Genomic DNA, 20,786 nt, shown 5'->3' with positions numbered 1-20,786 from the left:
CGGGGGACGCTGAGATGGCAGGAATGAAAGCGGAAAATGATCGCGAGATCGAGGATGTCCTGGCGTCGATCCGCCGCCTCGTATCGCAAGACAGCAAGCCGGAGCCGCGACCGGCCATCGTTGCGGTCCCGGCGGAAGCGCCGCCGGTTGTGGCGCAGCCCGAGGCGGATACCGACGGTTCCTTCCTGCTGCTGACGCCGGCGCAGCGGATCGGCGAGGCGCCGCAGACCGCCCCCGTTCCGCCCGCCGAGTCGACTCTGGTGGACGAACTGAGCCGCCTCGAAAACTCCATCGCGGAGATGGAGGCTTCGGTCAGCGCGGCCAGCGCCGATCTGCCGGAGCGGGCGCCTGTCGCGGAAATCGCCGAGACGAACGTGATCTCCATCGCGCCCGCGCCGCGGGCGCCGGTCGAGGCGCCGCGGGAGGTTGCCGAACCCGCCAAGGCGCCGGTCGCGGAAGCCGCCGAAGAGGTCGCCGCTGCGGCGCCTGTGGCGGCGCCGGAGCCCGCCAGCGCGCCCCAGCCGGAACCCGTTGCCGTGTCGGTGCCCGCCGCTGAGCCGGTAGCTGTCGCTGAGCCGGAGCCTGTCCGCGAGTCCGCGCTCACCACCGCGTCGGAAGACGTCGGCATGCCGGCCGAACAGGAGGCTGATGCCGAACCGGAAGCCGCCAGCGAGGTCGAACCCATCGCTGCGTCGGCGGTTGTTGCCGAACTGGAACCTGCCGCGGAACCGGAAGTCATCGCCGAGGCTGAGCCCGTCATCGCATCGGTGCCTGCCGTCGAAGCCGGATCCGTTGCCGACGAGCCCGTTCAAGAACCCGTCACCGAGGAGCCTATGGCGGATGAGGCCGTGGCCGATGAACCGGTGACCGAGGCGGCGATTGCCGAAGAACCCCGGGTCGGCATGCCCCGCTTCGCCATCCATCGCGGCGGCATCGACGAAGACCTGCGCGCTCCGTTTCAGGAGGTCGATGACGAAGAGGATCAATCCGAACTGCCCGGCATCGACGAAGACGCGCTGCGCGTGCTTGTCGCCCGGCTGATCCGCGAGGAACTGCAGGGTGTCCTTGGTCAGAAGATCACCCAAAACGTCCGCAAGCTCGTGCGCCGGGAAATTCAGCGATCGCTGATCGGAACGGATTTCGAGTGAACGGATGGGCGGGCGAACCCGCTTCCGGAAGGCGCGTCTGTGGGGATACGCGCGGACCGTCTTTTGAAGACCGCACGATTGAAACCGGGCCAAGAAGCGTGCAGCCGATAATCGACAGCACTTCTTGCGAGAGCGGAAGCCCCGCGATCTGAGCTGGGCGACGTTGCTGCGTCGAAAAAGACCGAAAACGCGGCGGCGTTGCTTGATGGGCAAGGATCGATACGACGGAATCGCGGCGGCGTTGCTTGATGGGCAAGGATCGATACGACGGAAACGGGACGGCGTTGCTCGACGGCTCCATGCGACGGAAACGGGCGACGTTTTCATGGGCGGAGTCGTGCGACTGAAATCAGCGATACACCACAGAAAGCAGATGACCTGAGAAAGGTCACCCAACCGAAGCAGGATGACACGGCCGAAGCAGGACAGCTTTCCATAGGCTGAAGCCGCCCCGGAACGCAGGATATTTTCCGCGGGAGTCTTGTCCGCCCTCTCCGCGATATCTGCCGCAGCGCCCCGGACTGCTGATGGCGGAGCAACGGCGCCGCAAGCGTCATGACGGGCAACCGCGCGGGGCAACCTTCCCGAAATTCCTCAGCGCGTGGGAGAGGCCAGCAGGCTGTCGAGCGCCGGTCCCTGATAGGGTTTCACGGTTTTCAGAACCATGTAGCTGGACAGGTTGGCGATCTTCGGCCCCATGATCAGCAGATCGTCCGACAGCATCTGATAGGCCGAGATGTCCGGGCAGACGAAATGCACCAGATAGTCGATCGGGCCGCTGACCTTGGTGCATTCCGTCACGAAATGCATTGACATGACCATCTTTTCAAACACTTCGAAATCCTCGGGGGCATGCGCCTTCAGCGTGACCGCCGCGATGACGTCGACATGGCGGCAGACCTTCGACAGGGCGATCTGCGCATTGTAGCCGGTGATGATGCCCGCCCTTTCCAGCCGCCGCACCCGGTTCAGGCAGGGGCTGGCGGAAAGACCGACGGCATCGGCCAGTTCCTGATTGGTCATGCGACCGTTGGCCTGAAGACGTTCCAGGATCCTGATGTCGATCTTGTCGAGCGAGAGTGCTTTGTTGTTGTCTTTCATGACGCTCCGGTCTGGCTGACGGTCGGGGGCTGCCTGTGGATCGTGCGGCCCGCCGCCGACAGCGTCAAGATCTTCTCCGACTCGTCCCGCCCGCCCGGCGCCGTCTGTGATTCACGCAGCCAGGGATGTTCGCGATAACATCTGTTTCCGGAAGCCTTCTGCGGCGCAGCATCTGGGGCGCAGGCGGGGAACAACAACAGGATTTCCCGTGGGTCATATGCTAGCTCTTGAAAAAAAGCGGGCCGGACACCGGCCGGAAAATTTTCAACAGGGACAGATATATGACGCAAACCAGCCTTGGGCAGCGCCTTCTGCGCAAGAAGCCCATCGACACCTATGTTTCCGATTCCGCCACGCCCGACGACGGCCACAGCCTCGGCCGCTCGATCACGCTGTTCCAGTTGACGATGTTCGGTGTCGGCGCAACGATCGGCACCGGTATTTTCTTCGTGCTGAGCGAGCAGGTGCCCGTCGCGGGGCCCGCGGTGCTGTTTTCGTTCCTCATCGCCGGGATCGCGGCGGGGCTGACCGCGCTGTGCTATGCCGAGATGAGTTCGATGATCCCGGTCTCGGGCTCCTCCTATTCCTACGCCTATGCGACGCTCGGCGAGGGGGTGGCGTTTCTGGTCGCGGCCTGCCTGATCATGGAATACGGGATTTCGGCGGCGGCGGTCAGTGTCGGCTGGTCGGAATATCTGCACAACCTGATCTGGAACGTGACCGGGCTGGAACTGCCCCGCGCGCTGCTGTCCGCGCCGCTGGTGGCCGAGGGCTATGCGCTGCATTTCGGCGGCGACGGGCTGATCAACCTGCCGGCGGCCTGCCTCGTCTTCCTGTGCTGCCTGCTGCTGACGCGCGGCTCGCGCGAATCCGCGCGGGCGAATGCGATCATGGTCTGCGTCAAGCTCGGCGTGCTGGCGATGTTCATCATCATCGCGCTGACGGCGTTCAACAGCGACAACATGACGCCCTTCGCCCCGAACGGCTTCACCGGCGTTTCGATGGCGGCGGGATCGATCTTCTTCACCTTCATCGGGCTCGATGCGGTTTCGACGGCGGGGGACGAGGTGGAAAACCCGCGGCGCAACCTGCCGCTGGCGATCGGGCTGGCGCTGGTGATCGTGGCGGGGTTCTACATCCTTGTCGCCTTTGCCGCGCTCGGCGCGCAGGCGCAGGCGGATTTCGAGGGGCAGGAGGCGGGCCTCGCCACGATCTTGCAAAACATCACCGGCTCGCGCTGGCCGGCGATCGTGCTGGCGGCGGGGGCGGTGATCTCGGTCCTGTCGGTGACGCTGGTGGTGCTTTACGGCCAGACGCGGATCCTGTTCGCCATGTCGCGCGACGGGATGCTGCCGCCGGTGTTCAGCAAGGTGAACCCGCATACGATGACGCCGACGGTGAACACCTTCGTCGTCGCCTGCTGCGTCGCGGCGATCGCCGCCTTCCTGCCGTCGGACGTGCTGTGGGACCTGACCAGCATGGGCACGCTGGTGGCCTTTACCGTGGTGTCGATCGGGGTGATCGTGCTGCGCTATACCCGGCCCGACGCGCCGCGCGGCTTCAAGGTGCCGCTGTTCCCGCTGCTGCCGATCCTCAGCATCATCATGTGCCTCTATCTGATTTCCAGCCTGTCGCTCATTGTTTTCAAGATCACGGCGATCTGGGCTATCATCGCGGGCACCTTCTATTTCGTCTATTCGGCGCGGCATTCGCGGCTCGAGAAACGTGGTGACGCATGATGAAGCTTCTGGTCGGGTATACGGCGGACAAGGGCGGGCGCGAGGCGCTGGCTCTGGCCGCCACGCTGGCAAGGTCGAGCGGTGGCCGGCTGATCGTCGTGACCGTGCATCCCGAGGGATGGGACCATCCCTCGCCCGCCCGGGTCGACGCGGAATATGCGCAATTCCTTGAGAAACACGCTGCGAAAACGCTGGCCTCGGCCCGGGCCGGGCTGCCCGAGGGGATCGAGGCGGAATTCCTGTCCCGCACCGCCAGTCTGGCGGGCAAGGGGCTGCGCGACGCGGCGGAGGAATTCGACGTCGACGGGGTCGTGCTCGGCTCGGCGCGGACGGCGGTGCTGGGCCGCTTTGCCGAAGGCACCACGGCAACCGAGATCCTGCACAGCTCGACGCGCCCGGTGATCCTGGCGCCGCGCGGCTATACGGCGGCGGAGGGCGCGCGGATCAGCCGCATCACCTGCACCGTCACCGCCGCGAACGACGCATCCGGTGTCATCGCCGAGGCGCGGATCTTTGCCACCGCGTTCAAGGTCCCGCTGCGGCTCGCCAGCTTCATCGTGCGCGACAAGCAGATGTATCCGACCGGCGCGGGCTATGACGCGGAAAACCTTGTCTCGAATCAGCTTCGCGCGCAGGCGCAGGCGGTGCAGGACGGCATCCGCGACGCCTGGAAAGACGGCGCCGCGCCCGAAAGTGTGCTGGGCGACGGGCCGACATGGAAGGCCGCGATTGACAGCATCGGCTGGCTCGAGAACGAATTGATCGTGATCGGGTCGAGCCATCTTGGCCCGTTCCTGCGGGTCTTTCTCGGCTCCAACTCGGGCAAGATCGCGCGGTTCGCCCCGGTGCCGCGCATCGTCATTCCGCGCCCGGCCGGCTGATCCCTCAGGCGCAGCGGTGCCCGGTTCCGCCGCTGTCGCGACCAGACAAAGACCGGAGTCCAATGAGGAACCCTGAATGAATATCGATTCCACCTCTGTCTATGTCGGTCCCAATGTCCATGCCAGTGCGCCGGTGATCCGGCTTGGCCTCGACGTCAAGCCGCGCTACGCCGAGGCGCTGCGCGCCCTTGGCCCCGCGGTGGCGGACCGTCTGGCGGAGGTTCTGCCCGGTTTCGCGCGCGACGAGGCGGACTGGATCGCCGCGCTGCGCGACGGCGCGGCGCTGTCGGTCGGCGATCTGGTGGCGAAGCTCGCGCTGCAGTTGCAGCGCGCGGCGGGGATCGACGGTGACCTCGCATGGTCCGAACCCTCGGACGAACCGGATCTGGTCGAGGTCTTCTACAGCTACGAGAACGAGGATATCGGGCTCGAAGCCGGTGAGGTCGCCTGCGACATGCTCGCCGCCATCGCCCGTGCCGCCGACCCGGAGGAGGGCGAGCCGGAGCCGGTGCTGGACGACGATGTCGAGGATTTCCTGATCTACGCGGAAAAACGCTCGCTCGGTCCTTCGGCGATGGAGCTGGTGCGGGCGGCGCGGTCGCGCGACATTCCGGTCTACCGGCTGAACGACGCCAGCCTGATTCAGGTCGGGCAGGGCAAGTATCAGCAGCGGATCGAGGCGGCGCTGACCTCGCAGACCTCGCATATCGCCGTCGAGCTCGCCTCGGACAAGAACATGTGCAACCAGATCCTGTCGGATCTTGGCCTGCCGGTGCCGAAACAGCGGCTGGTCTATGATGTCGACGAGGCTCTGGGGGCTGCCGACCGGATCGGCTATCCGGTGGTGATCAAGCCGCTCGACGGCAATCACGGGCGCGGCGTCACGGTGAACATCACCGGTGAGGAGGGCGTTCCCGCGGCCTTCGCCACCGCCGATGCCGAAGGCTCGGCCGTCGTCGTGGAAACCATGCTGCGCGGCGACGATCACCGGCTTCTGGTGGTGAACGGCACGCTGGTCGCCGCCGCCCGCCGGGTGCCCGGCCATGTGAAGGGCGACGGGCGCAGCACCATCGCCGAACTGGTCGAGATCGTGAATCAGGATCCGCGCCGCGGCATCGGGCATGAGAACGTGCTGACGCGGCTCGAACTCGACGAACAGGCGCTGCGGCTGCTGGAGGAACGCGGCTACACGACCGAAACCGTGCCGCCCGAGGGCGAAGAGGTCTATCTGCGCAAGACCGCCAACATCTCGACCGGCGGCACGGCGGTCGATGTGACCGACACGATCCACCCGGACAACAAGCTGATGGCGGAACGCGCGATCCGGGCGATCGGGCTTGACGTGGGCGCGGTGGATTTCCTGACCACCGACATCACCCGCAGCTACCGCGAAACCGGCGGCGGCATCTGCGAGATCAACGCCGGCCCCGGCCTGCGGATGCATATCGCGCCCTCCGAGGGCAAGCCGCGCGACGTGGGCGGCGCGATCATCGACATGCTGTTCCCGCCGGGCAGCCAGTCGCGCGTGCCGATCGCGGCGCTGACCGGCACCAACGGCAAGACCACCTGTTCGCGGATGCTGGCGCATATCCTCAAGATGGCGGGGCATGTGGTGGGCCAGACCTCGACCGATGCGGTGATGATCGACGGCAATGTCACGGTGAAGGGCGACATGACGGGGCCGGTCTCGGCCAAGATGGTGCTGCGCGATCCCTCGGTGGACATCGCGGTGCTGGAAACGGCGCGGGGCGGCATCGTGCGCTCGGGGCTCGGTTACAATTTCTGCGACGTGGGGGCGGTGCTAAACGTGACCTCGGACCACCTCGGGCTGGGCGGGGTCGACACGCTCGACGGGCTGGCGCGGGTCAAGCGGGTGATCGCCGAGGTGACGCGCGATACCGTGGTGCTGAACGCCGACAACGAATATACGCTGAAGATGGCCGCCCATTCCCCCGCGAAACAGATCATGTATGTGACCCGCAACCCGGACCATGAACTGGTGCGCGAACATATCCGGCTGGGCAAGCGGGCGATCGTGCTGGAACAGGGGATGAACGGCGACCAGATCGTGATCTACGAAAACGGCACGCAGATGCCGCTGATCTGGACGCATCTGATCCCCGCGACGCTGGAAGGCAAGGCGCTGCACAACGTGGAAAACGCCATGTTCGCGGCGGGGATGGCCTTTGCGCTCGGCAAGACGCTGGACCAGATCCGGCAGGGGCTGCGGACCTTCGACAACACCTTCTTCCAGTCTCCGGGCCGGATGAACGTGTTCGACGAACATGGCTTCCGCGTGATCCTCGACTATGGCCACAACGAGGCCGCCGTGGCCGCGATGGTCGATCTGGTGGACCGGCTGAAGCCGCGCGGGCGGCGCATCGTCTGCGTCACCTGCCCGGGCGACCGGCGGGACGAGGACGTGACCGCCATCGCCGCCAAGGTCGCGGGTCATTTCGACAGCTACATCTGCCACCGCGATGACAACGTGCGCGGCCGTGCCCCGGATGAAATGCCGCGCCTGATGCAGGCCGCGCTGATCGCGCAGGGCGTGGATCCCGCCGCCATCACCATCATCGAGGAAGAGGACAAGGCCCTTGCCGCCGCGCTGGAACAGGCGCAGCGTGACGACCTGATCCTGTTCTTCTGCGAAAACATCACCCGGTCGTGGAAGCAGATCATCCATTTCACCCCGGCCTTCGGCGCGCCCGAGGAAGATACCGTGGCCCGGCGCATGGCCGAGACCGCCTTTGACATCCCGGCGGGCTATACGGTGATTTCCGACGAACGCGGCGTGCTGATCGCCCCGCAAGAGTGACCGGCCCGACCGAAATGACACAGAAGAACCTGCCCCCGGACAGGGGCGCCGCGCCGAAGCTCGCGGTCATCGGCGGCCGTCTCGAAGACGACAACGCCGCCATCTACGCCGAGATGCACCGCCTGTCGGGCGGGCGGATCGTGGTCTTTGCCACCGCCTCGTCGGAACCCGAGGCGGTCGGCCCCGAAACGGTCGAGGTGTTCCGTGCCCACGGATTCGACGCGGTGCTGTCGCCCGTGCATGGCCCCGGTGCCGGGGCGGCCGCGCGGGACAAGGCCGTGGCGGAACTGGTCGGGGATTACGGCTCGGTCTATTTCACCGGGGGCGATCAGGCGCTGATCACCGGGGCGCTGGCGCCGGGCGGCAAGGCGAGCCCGGTGCTGAAGGCGATCCGCAAGACGCTGGCCGCGGGGGGCCTTGTCGCCGGGTCGAGCGCGGGCGCCGCCATCATGTCCGAGGTGATGATCTCGGGCGGCACCTCGCTCGAGGCCGCGACCTATGGCGTGGTGACGGATCCGCAAAAGCCGGGGATGCTGCTGGCCGAGGGGCTTGGCTTCTTTCCCTGGGGCATGGTCGATCAGCATTTCATCAAGCGCGGCCGTTTCGGGCGGCTGGCGGTCGGTCTGATGGCCAGCGGCACGAAACGCGGCTTTGGCGTCGATGAGAATACCGCCCTGTTCGTCGAGGGCACGCAGGCGCGGGTGATCGGCGAATACGGCGTCTTCGTGCTGGACATGCAGGCCGCGCGGCACGACCGGCGGCGCCGGCTGATCGAGAATATCGGCATCAGTTACCTCGACCACGGCGACGGGTTCGACCTGACCGGGACGCAGGTGGAGCCGGGGCCGGGCAAGCGCCCGGTGACGGCGCGCGACATCGCCTATTGCTCGCCCGCGCGGACGCTGCGCAACGTCTTTGGCGCCTATACGCTCTATGATCTGATGGCGCGGCTGGTGTTGGGCGATCCGGCCCGCTATCCCGCGGACCGGGCGCGCGCCGTCGAACCCAAGACCGGTTGCGCGACAAGTGTGGAGCTGTCGCGCGAAGGCGGCATGGCCGAGGCGCTGATCCTTGACCGGCAGCGGGATTTCCGCATGACGGCGGTGGATTTCCGCGCCGCCCTGCAGACGCGCAAGCTGAACGCGGCGCAGCTGGCGGCGAACCGGCGCACGGCGCTTGCGCGCGATTACGGGGTGAAGCCTGTCAAGCAGGCGCGGCTGATGATGCTGGGCTCCGCCCCCCTGCAGCGGGATTCGGTGCTGCTTGCGCAGATGGCGGCGCAATGTTCGGGGCCGGTGGGCGTGATCGCCGCCGCCTCCGCCGAACCGCGCGAGACGGCGCATGACTACATCCGCGCGCTGCGCGACAAGGGGGTCGAGGCGGTCGATCTGCGCATCACCATCGACAACGTGGACCGGCTGGCCCGGGACGAGGCGCTGATCGAGCGGATCGCCACGCTGCGCACCATCATCCTGACCGGCGGCAACCAGATCCGGCTGGTCGAGGCGCTGCTGCACCGGGGCGAGGTGACGCCGATCCTGTCGGCCATCGCGCGGGCGCATGCGGCCGGGGGGATGATCGTCGGCATCAGCGGGGCGGCCTCGGCGCTGTCGGGGTTCATGATCGGCGGCGGATCTTCGTATGAGGCGCTGCGCTTCGGCATCGCCTCGGACATGGGGCGGCGCGGGCTGGTGATCCAGGAAGGGCTCGGCTTCTTCGGCCCGGCGATCATCGACCAGAACATGGCCTCGTCGCGCCGTCTGGGCCGCCTTGCCGTCGCCTGCGCCGAAGAGGGCGTGCGCTTCGGCCTTGGCCTGCTGGAGGACAGCGGCGTGATCGCCAACCACGACAACAGCCTGCTGACGGTGATCGGCAGCCGCGGCGCGGTTCTGGTGGAGATCGACCAGATGAAAAGCGAACTGCAGGGTGACGATTTCATCGCGCCGGGCACGCGGTTGAGCTTTGCCCAGCCGGGCGATATCATCGAACTCAAGACCGGCGCCGTCGCCCGCCATGCCCCGGTGCCCGCGGCGGCGGCGGTGCTGGACGGGCTGGTGGCCGAGCTGATCCGCGATTGCTGCGGCGACGTCACCCCGACGTTCGGCCCCGATCCGGGGCATGAGCCGCGCATCGCGCTGCGCTACACGTCCAACTCCGACGGCACGGGGCTTCTTGATATCGAGAGCATCCGCGATCTTCACGGCTGAACCTGAAAGGACATCCCATGTATTTCGACGGCACCACGCTTATCACCCTTCTTGCCGATCCGGACCGGGCGGCGGCGGCGCTTGTGGGCGCGCATCGCCGGTTCACCTCGCCGCTGGCGGTGATCGAGGTTCTGGCCGCCCGGCCCGATGCCGGGGTGACGGAATTCCTTGATGCGCAAGGGATCGAGCTGCGCGACATGCCCCCCGCGCACCGGCTGGTGGAATTCGCCCAGACCGAGGGTGGCGCCGATGTGGGGCGGCTGCTGCACGGCGCCTGCGCCGCCTATTACGAGGCCGAGGTCTTCGTCCTTCCGCCGCAGGTGTGATCCGATGGAAACCGAAACGATCCCCGGCACCGACATTCCCCTGACGGTGCTGCGCTACGGCACGCCCGGCGGTCGCAAGGCCTATCTTCAGGCCGGGCTCCATGCCGATGAATTCCCCGGCATGCTGGTATTGCGCGCGCTTGGGCGGCTGCTCGACCGGGCGGCGGAGCGCGGCGCGATCCGGGGAGAGATCGTGCTGGTCCCGCAGGCCAATCCGATCGGGCTGCGTCAGCATGACAGCGGCTTTCTGCTTGGCCGGCTCGATGCCGCGACGGGGGAGAATTTCAACCGCGGCTATCCCGATCTGTCGGTGGTGGGCGAGGGGCTGGCCCCCGGGCCGGATCCTGCGGCGAATGTGGCGGCGATCCGCGCGGCGATGGCGGCGGTGCTGGCGGCGGAGCGGACCGAAACGCCGCTTGCCTGGCTGCGGCACCGGCTGCTGACGCTGGCGCATGATGCCGATCTGGTGCTTGACCTGCATGCCGACAATCAGGCCGAGCCGCATATGTATGTGGGGCCTGCGCTCTGGCCCGCTTCCGCCGATATCGCGGCGGCGATCGACGCGCGGGCGGTGCTGCTGGCCGAGGTCTCGGGCGGGCATCCGTTCGACGAGGCCTGTTCCGGCCCGTGGTGGGCGCTGGCCGCGCGGTTCCCGGATGCGGCGATCCCGCCCGCCTGCCTTGCGGCGACGCTGGAAATGGGCAGCAACGACGACGTGGACCCGGCGCGGGCCGCGGATCAGGCGGCGGCGCTGTTGCGGGTGCTCGAAGGACGGGGGTTCGTGGACGGGCCGGGCGGGCAGCCCGCGCTCGCCTGCGAGGCGACGCCGCTGACCGCGATGGCGCAGGTGCGCGCGCCGGTGACGGGGCTGATCGCCTACCGCGCCCGTCTGGGCGATACGGTGCGGGCGGGCGATGTGGTGGCGACGATCATCGACCCGACCGGCGCGGAAACCGAGGTGACGGCCGAAACCGGCGGGCGCCTGTTCGCGCGCCACAGCCAGCCCTACGCCTGGCCCGGCAAGGTGATCGGCAAGATCGCGGGGGCGGAGCCGCTGGCCTCGCGCAGCGGCAACCTGCTGACGGACTAGCCGATCACATATTCCGCCGTCCGGGTGTCGAAGCCGATGATCCCGCGCCCTTCGCCGAAAGCCGACAGAAGGGTGCCGCGCAGCGCCATCCGGGCGGCGAGCGCGGCCTGCGGATCAGATGCGATCAGCGCGTCGATATCGCGCGGAATGGCGATGCGCGCGCCCTCGGGCGGCGCGGGGCGGGCGCCACCGGCCCGCGCGGCGACACCCGGGGCCTCCAGATGCCAGTCCGCCACGATCCGGTCCGAGGGAAGGCCCGCGTTGATCCCCTCCATCTCGCCGTAATAGTCGCAGTGATAGGTGGTCGAGACCGCGCCCAGCCCGGCGATGTTCAGCCCGGCGTTCACCGCGCGGATCGGGTCATAGGTCCAGCGCACCAGCCGCACCCCGCGCGCAAGGCCCCAGTCGCGCTGGAACCATTTCAGCCGGGCGCCAAGCCGCATGCCGCGCGCCTCGGGCAGCACCGCCAGCCGGTGCGAATGCTGCACCCCCGGCGTGGCCGAGGGGAAGGCGAAGAGAAAGCCCAGCATCCGCCCGTCGGCGAAGGCCCCGGCGACCAGCCCGCCCTCATGCTGGATCGCCAGCATGATATCGGAATTGTCGGGCTTGTCGCCCTCGCCCCAGACCCGTTGTTGCAGGGTTTCGGCCTCTTTCAGCTCGGTCAGCGAGGCGAGTTCGCGCAGTTCGACCGTCATGGGGTGATGTCCTCGCGCAGGCCGGTGACAGTGTCGAGGAAGGCGCGGTCCAGCGTCACGCCGATGCCCGGCCCGGTCTTCGGCACGGCCATGCGGCCGGCCTCGACTTCAAGCGGTTCGTTGACGATATCGCGCGGGAAATAGCGGCTGGCCGAGGAAACGTCGCCCGGCTTGGTGAAATTCGCCAGCGTCGAGAGGTGGATGTTGTGGGCGCGGCCGATCCCGGCCTCGAGCATCCCGCCGCACCACACGGGCACGTCGAAGGTGGCGCAGAGGTCATGGATCGCATGGGCCATCGTATGCCCGCCGACGCGGCCGACCTTGATGTTGATGACCCGGCAGGCGCCTGCCACCAGCGCCTTGCGCGCATCGGTGGCGGAGCGGATGCTTTCGTCAAGGCAGATCGCGGTCAGCAGTTTTTCCTGCACCTTCACATGGTCGTGGATGTCGTCGAAGGCGAGCGGCTGTTCGATGTAATCCAGCCCGAAATCGTCCATCGCCTTCAGCAGCGGCAGGTCCGTCAGCCGGTAATCGGTATTCGCGTCGACCGTCAGCTTGGCGTGGGGAAAGCGGTCGCGCACGGCGGCGAGCATGTCGAGGTCATGGCCGCGCTTGATCTTGAGCTTGATGCGCCTGTAGCCCGCCTGCACGGCGCTTTCGACACGGGCGAGGGTGGTGGGAATGTCGGCGATGCCAAGGCTGACGCCGGTGTCGACCGCCTCCCGCACCCCGCCGAGCGCCACGCTCAGCGGCAGGTTCAGCGCCTTGGCCCAGAGGTCCCACATCGCCATGTCGACCATCGCCTTGGCCATCCGGTGGCCGCGCCACGGGTCGAGGATCGCGCCCAGTTCCGCGGCATTGGCAAAGCGCCTGCCGATCACCTGCGGCAGGATCACCTCGCGCAGGAAGGTCAGCGAACCGGAAATCGTTTCCTCCAGATAGTCGGGGTAGGGGTCCATGACGCCTTCGGCATAGCCCTCGATCCCCTCGGCGCGGAGCGTCAGCAGCAGGATGTGCTTTTCGGTCATCGTGCCGGTCGAGATCACGAAGGGTGTCAGCAGCGGCAGGCGGATCAGCCGCAATTCGGCGGACTCGATCTTCAGGCCGGGGAAAAGGGCGGTCATGGGGCATCTCCTTGACGCAAATGGTGGGACAGGCGCCGTTCGGCCAGACGCCAGAGAAAGACGAAACCGGCGGTCAGCGCCAGATAGAAGACCGCGGCCCAGAGATAGACCGACAGATCGAAGCTGCGCGAAAAGATCTGCCGCGTGCGGCCCATCAGCTCGAACACCGTGACGATGGAGGCGAGCGCCGAGGCCTTCATCAGCAGGATCACCTCGTTGCCGAGCGCGGGCCACGCCATGCGGTAGGCGTTCGGAAAGGTGATGAAGCGCAGCACCTGCCAGCGTTTCAGGCCAAGGGCATGGGCGCCCTCGATCTGACCGCGCGGCACGGCGGAGATGGCGCCACGCAGGATTTCCGTCTGGTAGGCGCAAGAATTGACGGCGAAGACCAGAAGCGCGCAGTTGAACGGATCGCGGAAGAAGGACCACAGTCCAATGTCGGTCAGGAAGGGGCGGAACTGGCCCGAGCCGTAGAAGACAAGGAACAGCTGCGCGAGGATCGGCGTGCCCCGGATGAAGGAGATATAGCCCCTCAGCCCCCATTGCGCCCAACGCGGCCCGTTCGCCCGCGCCAGCGCCAGCCACGGCGCGCAGAGCCCTGCCGCGATCGCGCCAAGGCCCGTCAGCTTGATCGTCATCCACAGCCCGTCGAGCAGCGCGGGCAGGTTCGCCGTGAGGATTTCTATCGGATGCATCAGCGTTTCACCACGTAGCGGTTGGCGCGACGTTCCATCCGCGCGAGCCCGACTTCCGAGGCGACCGACAGGCCCCAGTAGATCAGGCAGGCGATCAGGTAGAAGGTGAAGGGCTGCTTGGTCACGCCGATGGCGACCTTGGTGGCGCGCATCAGTTCATCCAGCGCGATGACCGAGACCAGCGCCGTATCCTTGAGCATGTTGATCCACAGATTGCCAAGTCCGGGCAGCGCCAGCCGCCAGACCTGCGGCAATTGCACGAGGAACAGGATCTGCACCGGCCGCATGCCAAAGGCCCGCGCGGCCTCGGTCTGGCCCTTGTCGAGGGCGGTGAAGGCGCCGCGGATCACCTCGGCGGAAAAGGCGCCGAAGACCATCGCCAGCGCGGCGACACCGGCGATGAAGGGGCTGAGTTCCGGCGGCCGCGCATCGGGCGCGATCCAGCCGGAGACCACGTTTATCAGCATCCCGACGCCGTTGTAGACGATGAACAGCGTCAGGATCTCGGGCAGGCCGCGCATCAGCGTGGTGTAGCCCGTGGCGATGGCGCGGGCCACGCGGCTCTGCGCCATCGACAGCGCCGCGACGGTCAGACCGATCGCCAGCCCGACGGGCAGCGAGACGAGCGCGAGGCGGATGGTGGTGAGAGCCCCGAACAGGATCTCGTCCCCCCAGCCCGCGTCCCCCCAGGCGAAAAGATCGGTCATCCGTCGCGCCTCACTTCATCGTATAGACGTCGATGGGGAAGTATTTGTCGTTGATCGCCTTGTAGGTGCCGTCGTCGCGGATTTCCTTGAGCGCGGCGTTCATGCGTGCCAGCAGATCGGTATCGGCGGGGCGCAGCGCGATGCCGACGCCGTCGCCGACGAAGGCCGGATCGGTGATCGGTTCGCCCGCCAGTTCGCAGCAGGCGCCATCCTCGGTGTTCGTGGTCCAGTCGAGCATCGGCAGCATGTCGCCCACCTCAAGGTCGATCCGCCCCGACGCCATGTCGAGGTTGGCGTCGTCCTGCGTCGGATAGAGGCGGATGTCGGCGTCGGGATACAGCGCGGTGATATAGTCGGCCTGCGTCGTGCCCGCCTGCGCGCCGATCACCTTGCCCTTCATCGTTTCGGGGGTGAATTCGGTGATTCCGGACTCCTTCGGCACCACATGGGTCATCGCCGCCATGTAGTAGGGGTCGGAAAAGGCCACCTGCTTCTTGCGTTCCTCGGTGATGAACATCGAGGCGATGATGAAGTCGTATTTCTTCGCCAGAAGGCCGGGGATGATGCCGTCCCAGTCCTGCGCGACGACCTCGCAGGTCACGCCCATCTTTTCGCACAGGGCGAGGCCGATTTCCACGTCGAAGCCGGTGACCTTGCCGTCCGGGGTGATGAAGTTGAAGGGCGGGTAGGCGCCCTCGGTGCCAAGGCGCAGGGTCTCGGCCCCGGCGGGGGCGGCCAGCGCGGTCATCAGCGCCGCGAGGGCGGTCAGTTTGCGGAACATCCGGTTTCTCCTGTTGGGTTTCTCAAGATTTCAGTCCGCCGACGGGATCGCCCACATGGCCGATCATCGCGGCGTATAGTTTCGACACGCGCTCCAGCCGCCCGGCCACCTCCGGCCCGATGCACAGGAAGACGCTGTGGATCAGCAGGTTGCCCAGCACCGCCATCTGCGCGGTCGAATCCCAGAACTGGTTCACCTGCGTCGCGGCGCGGAAGGTGGCGTCGGTCAGGCCGGTGTCCCAGCCGCAGAAGCCGTCGGTGATCAGGGTGACGGGGATGCCGCGGGCATGGGCCTCGGCGGTCAGGACCTTGGCGAGGCGGGAATAGCGGCGGCCCTCGAACACGATCAGGCAGGTGTCCCCGGCGGGAATGTCGCTGGCCAGCACCTCGGCGAAATTGCCGGCGGCCAGATCGACAAGCCGCACCCCGTCGCGCAGATATTGCAGTTGCACGGCGAAATACTGGGCGATGCCGCGTTCGGTCTGGAACCCGGCGACGAAGACCTGCCGCGCCCGCGCCAGCCGTTCGGCGGTGCGCGCCCAGTCCGGGCTGCGCGCCTGTTCGTAGATCCGCACGAGCCCGGCGATTTCCAGTTCCAGCCCGCGGGCCAGCGCCTCTTCGCCGTCGCTGCCGCGCAATTCGTGCAGCCGGTCGCTGAGGAGCCACGGCGCGTCGCCGATGTCGTCGCGCAGATGCGCCTTGAGGTCGCGCAGGTTGGCGTAGCCCAGCTGACGGCAGAAGCGGCCGACCGTCGCCTCGCTGACACCGACCTTGTCGCCAAGCGCGGCGGCGGACAGGAAGGGCAGCTCCGGCAAGGCGTTGAGCATGTAGCTGGCCAGCGCCTGTGCGGAGCCGGTGCCCCGGGCGGCTTCGGTCAGTCTCTGGCGCAGGCTCTGGGTCATCGGGTCGGGCTCATGAAAGATTTTGACAGATAACTTTCATGAATGATTTTCAGTCAAGAAAAATTTCATCCCTTGCCCCGCGCGATCCGCCAATACAACGCGGTTGCCTGTTCCGTGCGCGGATCAGCCCGTCGCATGCGCCAGCAGCAGGCAGGTTTCGCTGTTGGTCACCCCCGGAACCTCGCGGATCTCGCGCAGGGCCGTGTCGAATTCGGGCAGCGAGTCGGCGCGGATTTCCACCACCAGATCCCATGCGCCATTGGTGGAATGGACCGTGGTCACCTGCGGGATGCGGTTGATCGCACGGATCACCGCACGCGACATCCTGCCCTGCAACTGCACGAGGGTGATGGCGCGCACTTCCCCCTCGGCGTCGGTATCCGTCTCGATGGTGAAGCGGCGGATGCGGCCCTCGGCCACCAGCGATTCCAGCCGGGTGCGCGCGGTTGTGCGCGAAATGCCCACCGTCGCGGCCAGATCGGTGATCGACAGCCGCGCATTCGCCCTGAGCGCCGCGATGATCGCCCGGTCGGTTGAGGAAAGATCCGTCATATCGGTCAACATCCCTTGCCAATTCGCGCAATGGATACCCGAATTGGCCAAATTGGCAAGAGACGCCCCGGTCCCCGATCTGGCAGAGTTGGGCATCCCTCGGATTCCCTCGGAGACAGCGACATGGCCGGAACCAGTATCATCCTCGGCGCCCCGATCCAGATCGGCGCCTCGCAGCCCGGCTGCATCATGGGGCCGCAGAGCCTGCGGACGGCGGGCTTCGTGCAGGCGCTGACCGAGCTCGGCTGGAAGGTGACGGATCAGGGCGATCTCTCGATCCCGCCGCGCGCGCCGATCGCGCATCCGAACAAGGCGATCCACGATCTGGCCGAGGCCAGCGCCTGGGTCGAGCTGCTGACCGGGCGCGCCTATGCGGCGGCGCGCGACAGCGACCTGCCGATCTTCATGGGCGGCGACCACCTGATGTCCGCGGGCACCATCCCCGGCGTGTCGCGCCGCGCGGCGGAACTGGGCCGGCCGCTGTTCGTGCTGTGGCTGGATGCGCATCCCGACCTGCACACGCTCGACACAACGGCCAGCGGCAACCTCCACGGCACGCCGATGGCCTATGCCTGCGGGCTGGCCGATTTCGCGCCCTATCCGCCGAACGCCCATCCGATCGACCCGCGCAACGTCTGCATGATGGGCATCCGTTCCGTCGATCCGGCCGAGGCCGCGCGCATCAAGGAAACCGGGATCGAGGTCAACGACATGCGCGCCATCGACGAGACCGGCGTGATGGCCCCGCTCAAGGCCTTCCTCGCCCGGGTCCGCGCCGCCGAGGGCATCCTGCATGTCAGCTTCGATGTCGATTTCCTCGACCCGTCCTTCGCCCCCGCCGTCGGCACCACGGTGCCGGGCGGCGCCACCTTCCGCGAGGCGCATCTGATCATGGAAACGCTTGGCGATTCCGGGCTGGTGCGCTCGCTCGATCTGGTGGAGCTGAACCCGTTCCTTGATGAAAAGGGCCGCACCGCCAAGGTGCTGCGCGATTTCACCGCGAGCCTGTTCGGCCGCCGCGTCCTTGACCGTATGACCCGGAGTTTCTGATGACCGACATGTCCCTAGCCCCGTCCGACCGCGCCCTTGTGCCCTTCGTCTCGGTCGCGAACATGTTGCGGCTGCTGAATGCGCGCGGAACGGAATCCGTGCTGCGCGATCTGGCCCGCTATATCGAGGAAGATTACCGCCGCTGGCCGGAATTCGACAAGACGCCGCGCATCGCCGCCCATTCGCGCGACGGGGTGATCGAGCTGATGCCGACGGCGGATGCCGAACATTACGGCTTCAAATACGTGAACGGCCATCCGCGCAACATGCGCCACGGCTATCAGACGGTGACGGCCTTCGGGGTGCTGGCGTCGATGGCGACTGGCTATCCGCTGCTGCTGTCGGAAATGACGGTGCTGACGGCGCTGCGGACGGCGGCGACCTCGGGGCTGGTGGGGCGCTACCTCGCGCCGAAGGGGGCCGAGGTGATGGCGCTGATCGGCTGCGGCGCGCAATGCGAGTTTCAGGCGCTGGCCTTCCGGGCTTTGTGCGGGATCACGCGGCTGCGGCTCTATGACATCGACCCGGCGGCGACGGAAAAGGCCGCGCGCAATCTGAAGGGGCTGGGGTTCGAGATCACCATCTGCGCCACCGCCCAGTCCTCGGTCGAGGGGGCGCAGATCATCACCACCTGCACCGCCGACAAGCAGAACGCCACCGTTCTGACCGACAACATGGTGGGCGCCGGGGTGCATATCAACGCCATCGGCGGCGACTGCCCCGGCAAGACGGAGCTGCACGCCGACATCCTGCGGCGGTCCGACATTTTCGTCGAATATCCGCCGCAGACCCGGATCGAGGGCGAGATCCAGCAACTGCCCGAGGATCATCCGGTGATCGAGCTGTGGAAGGTCATGCGCGGCGAGGTGCCGGGCCGCACCGCCGACCGGCAGATCACCCTGTTCGATTCCGTGGGCTTCGCGATCGCCGATTTCTCGGCCCTGCGGTTCGTGCTGGATGCGGTGAAAGGGACGGATATGGTCGAGCCGCTGGACCTGCTGGCCGATCCCGACGATCCGCGCGATCTGTTCGGCATGATCGCGCGTTCGGCCGGTCAGGGAGCCTGAGCGCGGCCGGGGAGGGCGCAGGGGGGGCACCTGCCCCCTCGGGCCAAAGGCATTCGATGGGACGTCCTTTGACAGGAAGGCCGTCTTATCCGTCTCATCCCCCGGGATATTCATGGAAAAATGAAAGACAAGGGGCGTCCTGAGGGCGAAGCGCCCGCAGGATTGGCGGTTTGCGGTGTGGGAGCCGTCCTGCGGTCTCGGGGGGACGGGTCCGGCTGTCTCAGCGCGTGAGCGGCGCGGCGGTTTTCTGCTTCGGTTGCGCAGTGGAGCGGGGACGCGGCGAGTGACCGCGGTAAAAGCCCGGGAGCCGCGCTTTGGCAAGACATCGCCGCAGAGGGGCGCCCTGACAGGGGGTCCCGCTCTGGGCGCTTGATTTGTGGCGGGCGGAATGTCACCATTCCGTCATGACGATCCAGTCGCCCTCTCCTTTTCCGGGGTCCGCCGTGGCCGAGCAGGTTGCTTTCGACCGACACGAGCTTGGCGTGATCCTGACGCTTTACGGCAGGATGGTGGCCGCCGGGGAATGGCGCGACTACGGGATGAGCTTTCTGCGCGACGTGGCGGTGTTCTGCGTCTTTCGCCGTGCGGCGGAGCATCCGCTGTATCGGATCGAAAAGCGCCCGGCGCTGCGCAACCGGCAGGGGTCCTATGCGGTGATCGGCATGGACGGGCAGGTGCTGAAGCGCGGCCATGATCTTGCGGCGGTGCTGCGGATTCTGGAACGCAAGCTGATCCGGCCGATCGACTAGGGGTGGCTGAGGGGGCAGTCCTTCCAGCACTCACGCACGGTTTCCACGTTATGGCCGCACCGTTGTCCGGTGCTGGCCTTGGCGGATCGTCGCCCGCGATCCCTTGGCTGGACCCTGCCCGGTTTCCAGCGGGCCCTTGCCGCGCCGTCCGTCGCCGCTATTCTGGGATGAGAACAGGCGGCCCCGCCGCCCGACAAGGAGATCACGGAAATGGCCGACAGCACCCCCTACGTTCCGCCGAAGGTCTGGACCTGGGACCAGAATGCCGGTGGCGGCAAATGGGCCACGCTCAACCGCCCGATCGCGGGTCCGACGCATGAACAGGATCTGCCGGTGGGCAGGCATCCGTTCCAGCTCTATTCCCTCGGCACGCCGAACGGGCAGAAGGTCACGATCCTGTTCGAGGAGCTTCTGGCCGCCGGTCATACGGGCGCGGAGTACGACGCCTGGCTGATCGACATCGGCAAAGGCGATCAGTTCGGTTCGGGCTTCGTCGCGGTCAATCCGAATTCCAAGATCCCGGCGCTGGTCGACCGCAGCGGGCCGGAGCCGTTCCGGATCTTTGAATCCGGTGCGATCCTCTTGCATCTGGCCGAGAAATTCGGCGCCTTCCTGCCCACCGCGCAGCCCGCGCGGGCCGAGACCCTGTCCTGGCTGTTCTGGCAGATGGGGTCGGCGCCTTTCGTCGGCGGCGGGTTCGGGCATTTCTACGCCTCCGCCCCGGAAAAGATCGAATATGCGATCAACCGCTACGCGATGGAGACGAAGCGGCAACTTGATGTGCTCGACCGGCGGCTGGCCGAGACGGAATATGTCGCCGGGTCGGATTACACGATCGCCGACATGGCGATCTGGCCCTGGTATGGCGGTCTGGTGAAGGGCTGGAGCTATGGCGCCGCCGAGTTCCTGTCGGTGCAGGATTACACGAACGTCCTGCGCTGGGCCGACCAGATCTTTGCCCGCCCGGCGGTCAAACGCGGGCGGATCGTCAACCGCACCTGGGGCGAACCGTCCGAACAGTTGCGCGAGCGGCACGACGCGAGCGACTTCGGGACGACATCGGGCAAGTAAGCGCGTCTCAAGACCCGGACCGGGATGGGGCGGGGGCGGCTCGCCCGTTCCCGCATCTGGCGGCCTTCCAGTGGAAGGACGTCC

General features: G+C 67.1%; 19 protein-coding genes. 11 read left to right on the top strand and 8 right to left on the bottom strand.

Features of this window, described 5'->3' with window-relative positions:
- Positions 1-23: 23 nt before the first annotated feature.
- Complete coding sequence (locus D2T30_RS03310; RefSeq protein ID WP_164884189.1) at positions 24-1,148, top strand: hypothetical protein; 1,125 nt, start codon at positions 24-26, stop codon at positions 1,146-1,148.
- A 594-nt stretch (positions 1,149-1,742) separates the two neighbouring features.
- Here D2T30_RS03310 and D2T30_RS03305 read toward each other — a convergent pair.
- Positions 1,743-2,249 carry an Lrp/AsnC family transcriptional regulator gene (locus D2T30_RS03305; RefSeq protein WP_128182809.1) on the bottom strand — a complete coding sequence of 169 codons (507 nt, stop codon included), beginning with the start codon at positions 2,247-2,249 and terminating at the stop codon, positions 1,743-1,745.
- Between the two features lie 281 nt (positions 2,250-2,530).
- On the opposite strand from D2T30_RS03305, the gene D2T30_RS03300 reads away from it, so the two are divergent.
- The 6 genes from D2T30_RS03300 (at position 2,531) to D2T30_RS03275 (ending at position 11,310) form a co-directional block, all read left to right on the top strand.
- Complete coding sequence (locus D2T30_RS03300; RefSeq protein ID WP_128207631.1) at positions 2,531-3,988, top strand: amino acid permease; 1,458 nt, start codon at positions 2,531-2,533, stop codon at positions 3,986-3,988.
- Positions 3,985-4,869, top strand: a complete 885-nt coding sequence (locus D2T30_RS03295) for a universal stress protein (RefSeq protein WP_128207630.1) — start codon at positions 3,985-3,987, stop codon at positions 4,867-4,869. The genes D2T30_RS03300 and D2T30_RS03295 overlap by 4 nt, the downstream gene beginning before the upstream one ends.
- A 76-nt stretch (positions 4,870-4,945) precedes the next feature.
- On the top strand, positions 4,946-7,687 hold the full coding sequence (cphA, locus tag D2T30_RS03290) for a cyanophycin synthetase (RefSeq protein WP_128207629.1): 2,742 nt from the start codon (positions 4,946-4,948) through the stop codon (positions 7,685-7,687).
- Positions 7,688-7,701: 14 nt separating this feature from the next.
- Positions 7,702-9,894 carry a cyanophycinase gene (locus tag D2T30_RS03285; protein ID WP_128207628.1) on the top strand — a complete coding sequence of 731 codons (2,193 nt, stop codon included), beginning with the start codon at positions 7,702-7,704 and terminating at the stop codon, positions 9,892-9,894.
- Positions 9,895-9,911: 17 nt separating this feature from the next.
- Positions 9,912-10,220, top strand: coding sequence for a PIN domain-containing protein (locus D2T30_RS03280; protein ID WP_128182819.1), 309 nt, complete (start codon positions 9,912-9,914; stop codon positions 10,218-10,220).
- Between the two features lie 4 nt (positions 10,221-10,224).
- Complete coding sequence (locus D2T30_RS03275) at positions 10,225-11,310, top strand: succinylglutamate desuccinylase/aspartoacylase domain-containing protein (protein ID WP_128207627.1); 1,086 nt, start codon at positions 10,225-10,227, stop codon at positions 11,308-11,310.
- On the opposite strand, the gene D2T30_RS03270 is transcribed toward D2T30_RS03275, so the two are convergent.
- The 7 genes from D2T30_RS03270 to D2T30_RS03240 form a co-directional block, all read right to left on the bottom strand.
- Positions 11,307-12,005, bottom strand: coding sequence for a GNAT family N-acetyltransferase (locus tag D2T30_RS03270; RefSeq protein ID WP_128207626.1), 699 nt, complete (start codon positions 12,003-12,005; stop codon positions 11,307-11,309). The genes D2T30_RS03275 and D2T30_RS03270 overlap by 4 nt on opposite strands.
- Positions 12,002-13,129, bottom strand: a complete 1,128-nt coding sequence (gene menC, locus D2T30_RS03265) for an o-succinylbenzoate synthase (RefSeq protein WP_128207625.1) — start codon at positions 13,127-13,129, stop codon at positions 12,002-12,004. The genes D2T30_RS03270 and menC overlap by 4 nt, the downstream gene beginning before the upstream one ends.
- A complete protein-coding gene (locus tag D2T30_RS03260) occupies positions 13,126-13,824 on the bottom strand; it encodes an ABC transporter permease (protein ID WP_128207624.1) in 699 nt (232 codons plus the stop codon). The genes menC and D2T30_RS03260 overlap by 4 nt, the downstream gene beginning before the upstream one ends.
- On the bottom strand, positions 13,824-14,531 hold the full coding sequence (locus D2T30_RS03255) for an ABC transporter permease (protein WP_128207623.1): 708 nt from the start codon (positions 14,529-14,531) through the stop codon (positions 13,824-13,826). The genes D2T30_RS03260 and D2T30_RS03255 overlap by 1 nt, the downstream gene beginning before the upstream one ends.
- A gap of 10 nt (positions 14,532-14,541) precedes the next feature.
- Positions 14,542-15,312 (bottom strand): ABC transporter substrate-binding protein, encoded by a 771-nt coding sequence (locus D2T30_RS03250; RefSeq protein ID WP_128182831.1) that lies wholly within the window; start codon positions 15,310-15,312, stop codon positions 14,542-14,544.
- 22 nt (positions 15,313-15,334) lie between these two features.
- Positions 15,335-16,213, bottom strand: a complete 879-nt coding sequence (locus tag D2T30_RS03245; protein WP_128207622.1) for a MurR/RpiR family transcriptional regulator — start codon at positions 16,211-16,213, stop codon at positions 15,335-15,337.
- 123 nt (positions 16,214-16,336) lie between these two features.
- Entirely contained in the window at positions 16,337-16,765 is a 429-nt protein-coding gene (locus D2T30_RS03240; RefSeq protein WP_128182835.1) for an Lrp/AsnC family transcriptional regulator, read from the bottom strand.
- Positions 16,766-16,888: 123 nt separating this feature from the next.
- Here D2T30_RS03240 and rocF point away from each other — a divergent pair, with 123 nt between their 5' ends.
- The 4 genes from rocF (at position 16,889) to yghU (ending at position 20,702) form a co-directional block, all read left to right on the top strand.
- Positions 16,889-17,815, top strand: coding sequence for an arginase (gene rocF / locus D2T30_RS03235; protein ID WP_128207621.1), 927 nt, complete (start codon positions 16,889-16,891; stop codon positions 17,813-17,815).
- A complete protein-coding gene (locus tag D2T30_RS03230) occupies positions 17,815-18,882 on the top strand; it encodes an ornithine cyclodeaminase (RefSeq protein WP_206612850.1) in 1,068 nt (355 codons plus the stop codon). The genes rocF and D2T30_RS03230 overlap by 1 nt, the downstream gene beginning before the upstream one ends.
- 404 nt (positions 18,883-19,286) lie before the next feature.
- Entirely contained in the window at positions 19,287-19,631 is a 345-nt protein-coding gene (locus D2T30_RS03225) for a DUF2794 domain-containing protein (protein WP_128182841.1), read from the top strand.
- A gap of 210 nt (positions 19,632-19,841) precedes the next feature.
- Positions 19,842-20,702 (top strand): glutathione-dependent disulfide-bond oxidoreductase, encoded by an 861-nt coding sequence (gene yghU / locus D2T30_RS03220; RefSeq protein ID WP_128207620.1) that lies wholly within the window; start codon positions 19,842-19,844, stop codon positions 20,700-20,702.
- The last annotated feature ends 84 nt before the right edge of the window (positions 20,703-20,786 follow it).

It is taken from the genome of Paenirhodobacter populi (assembly GCF_004022215.1).
Taxonomy (GTDB): Bacteria; Pseudomonadota; Alphaproteobacteria; order Rhodobacterales; family Rhodobacteraceae; genus Rhodobacter; species Rhodobacter populi.
This window is presented reverse-complemented; position numbering and strand designations above follow the sequence as displayed.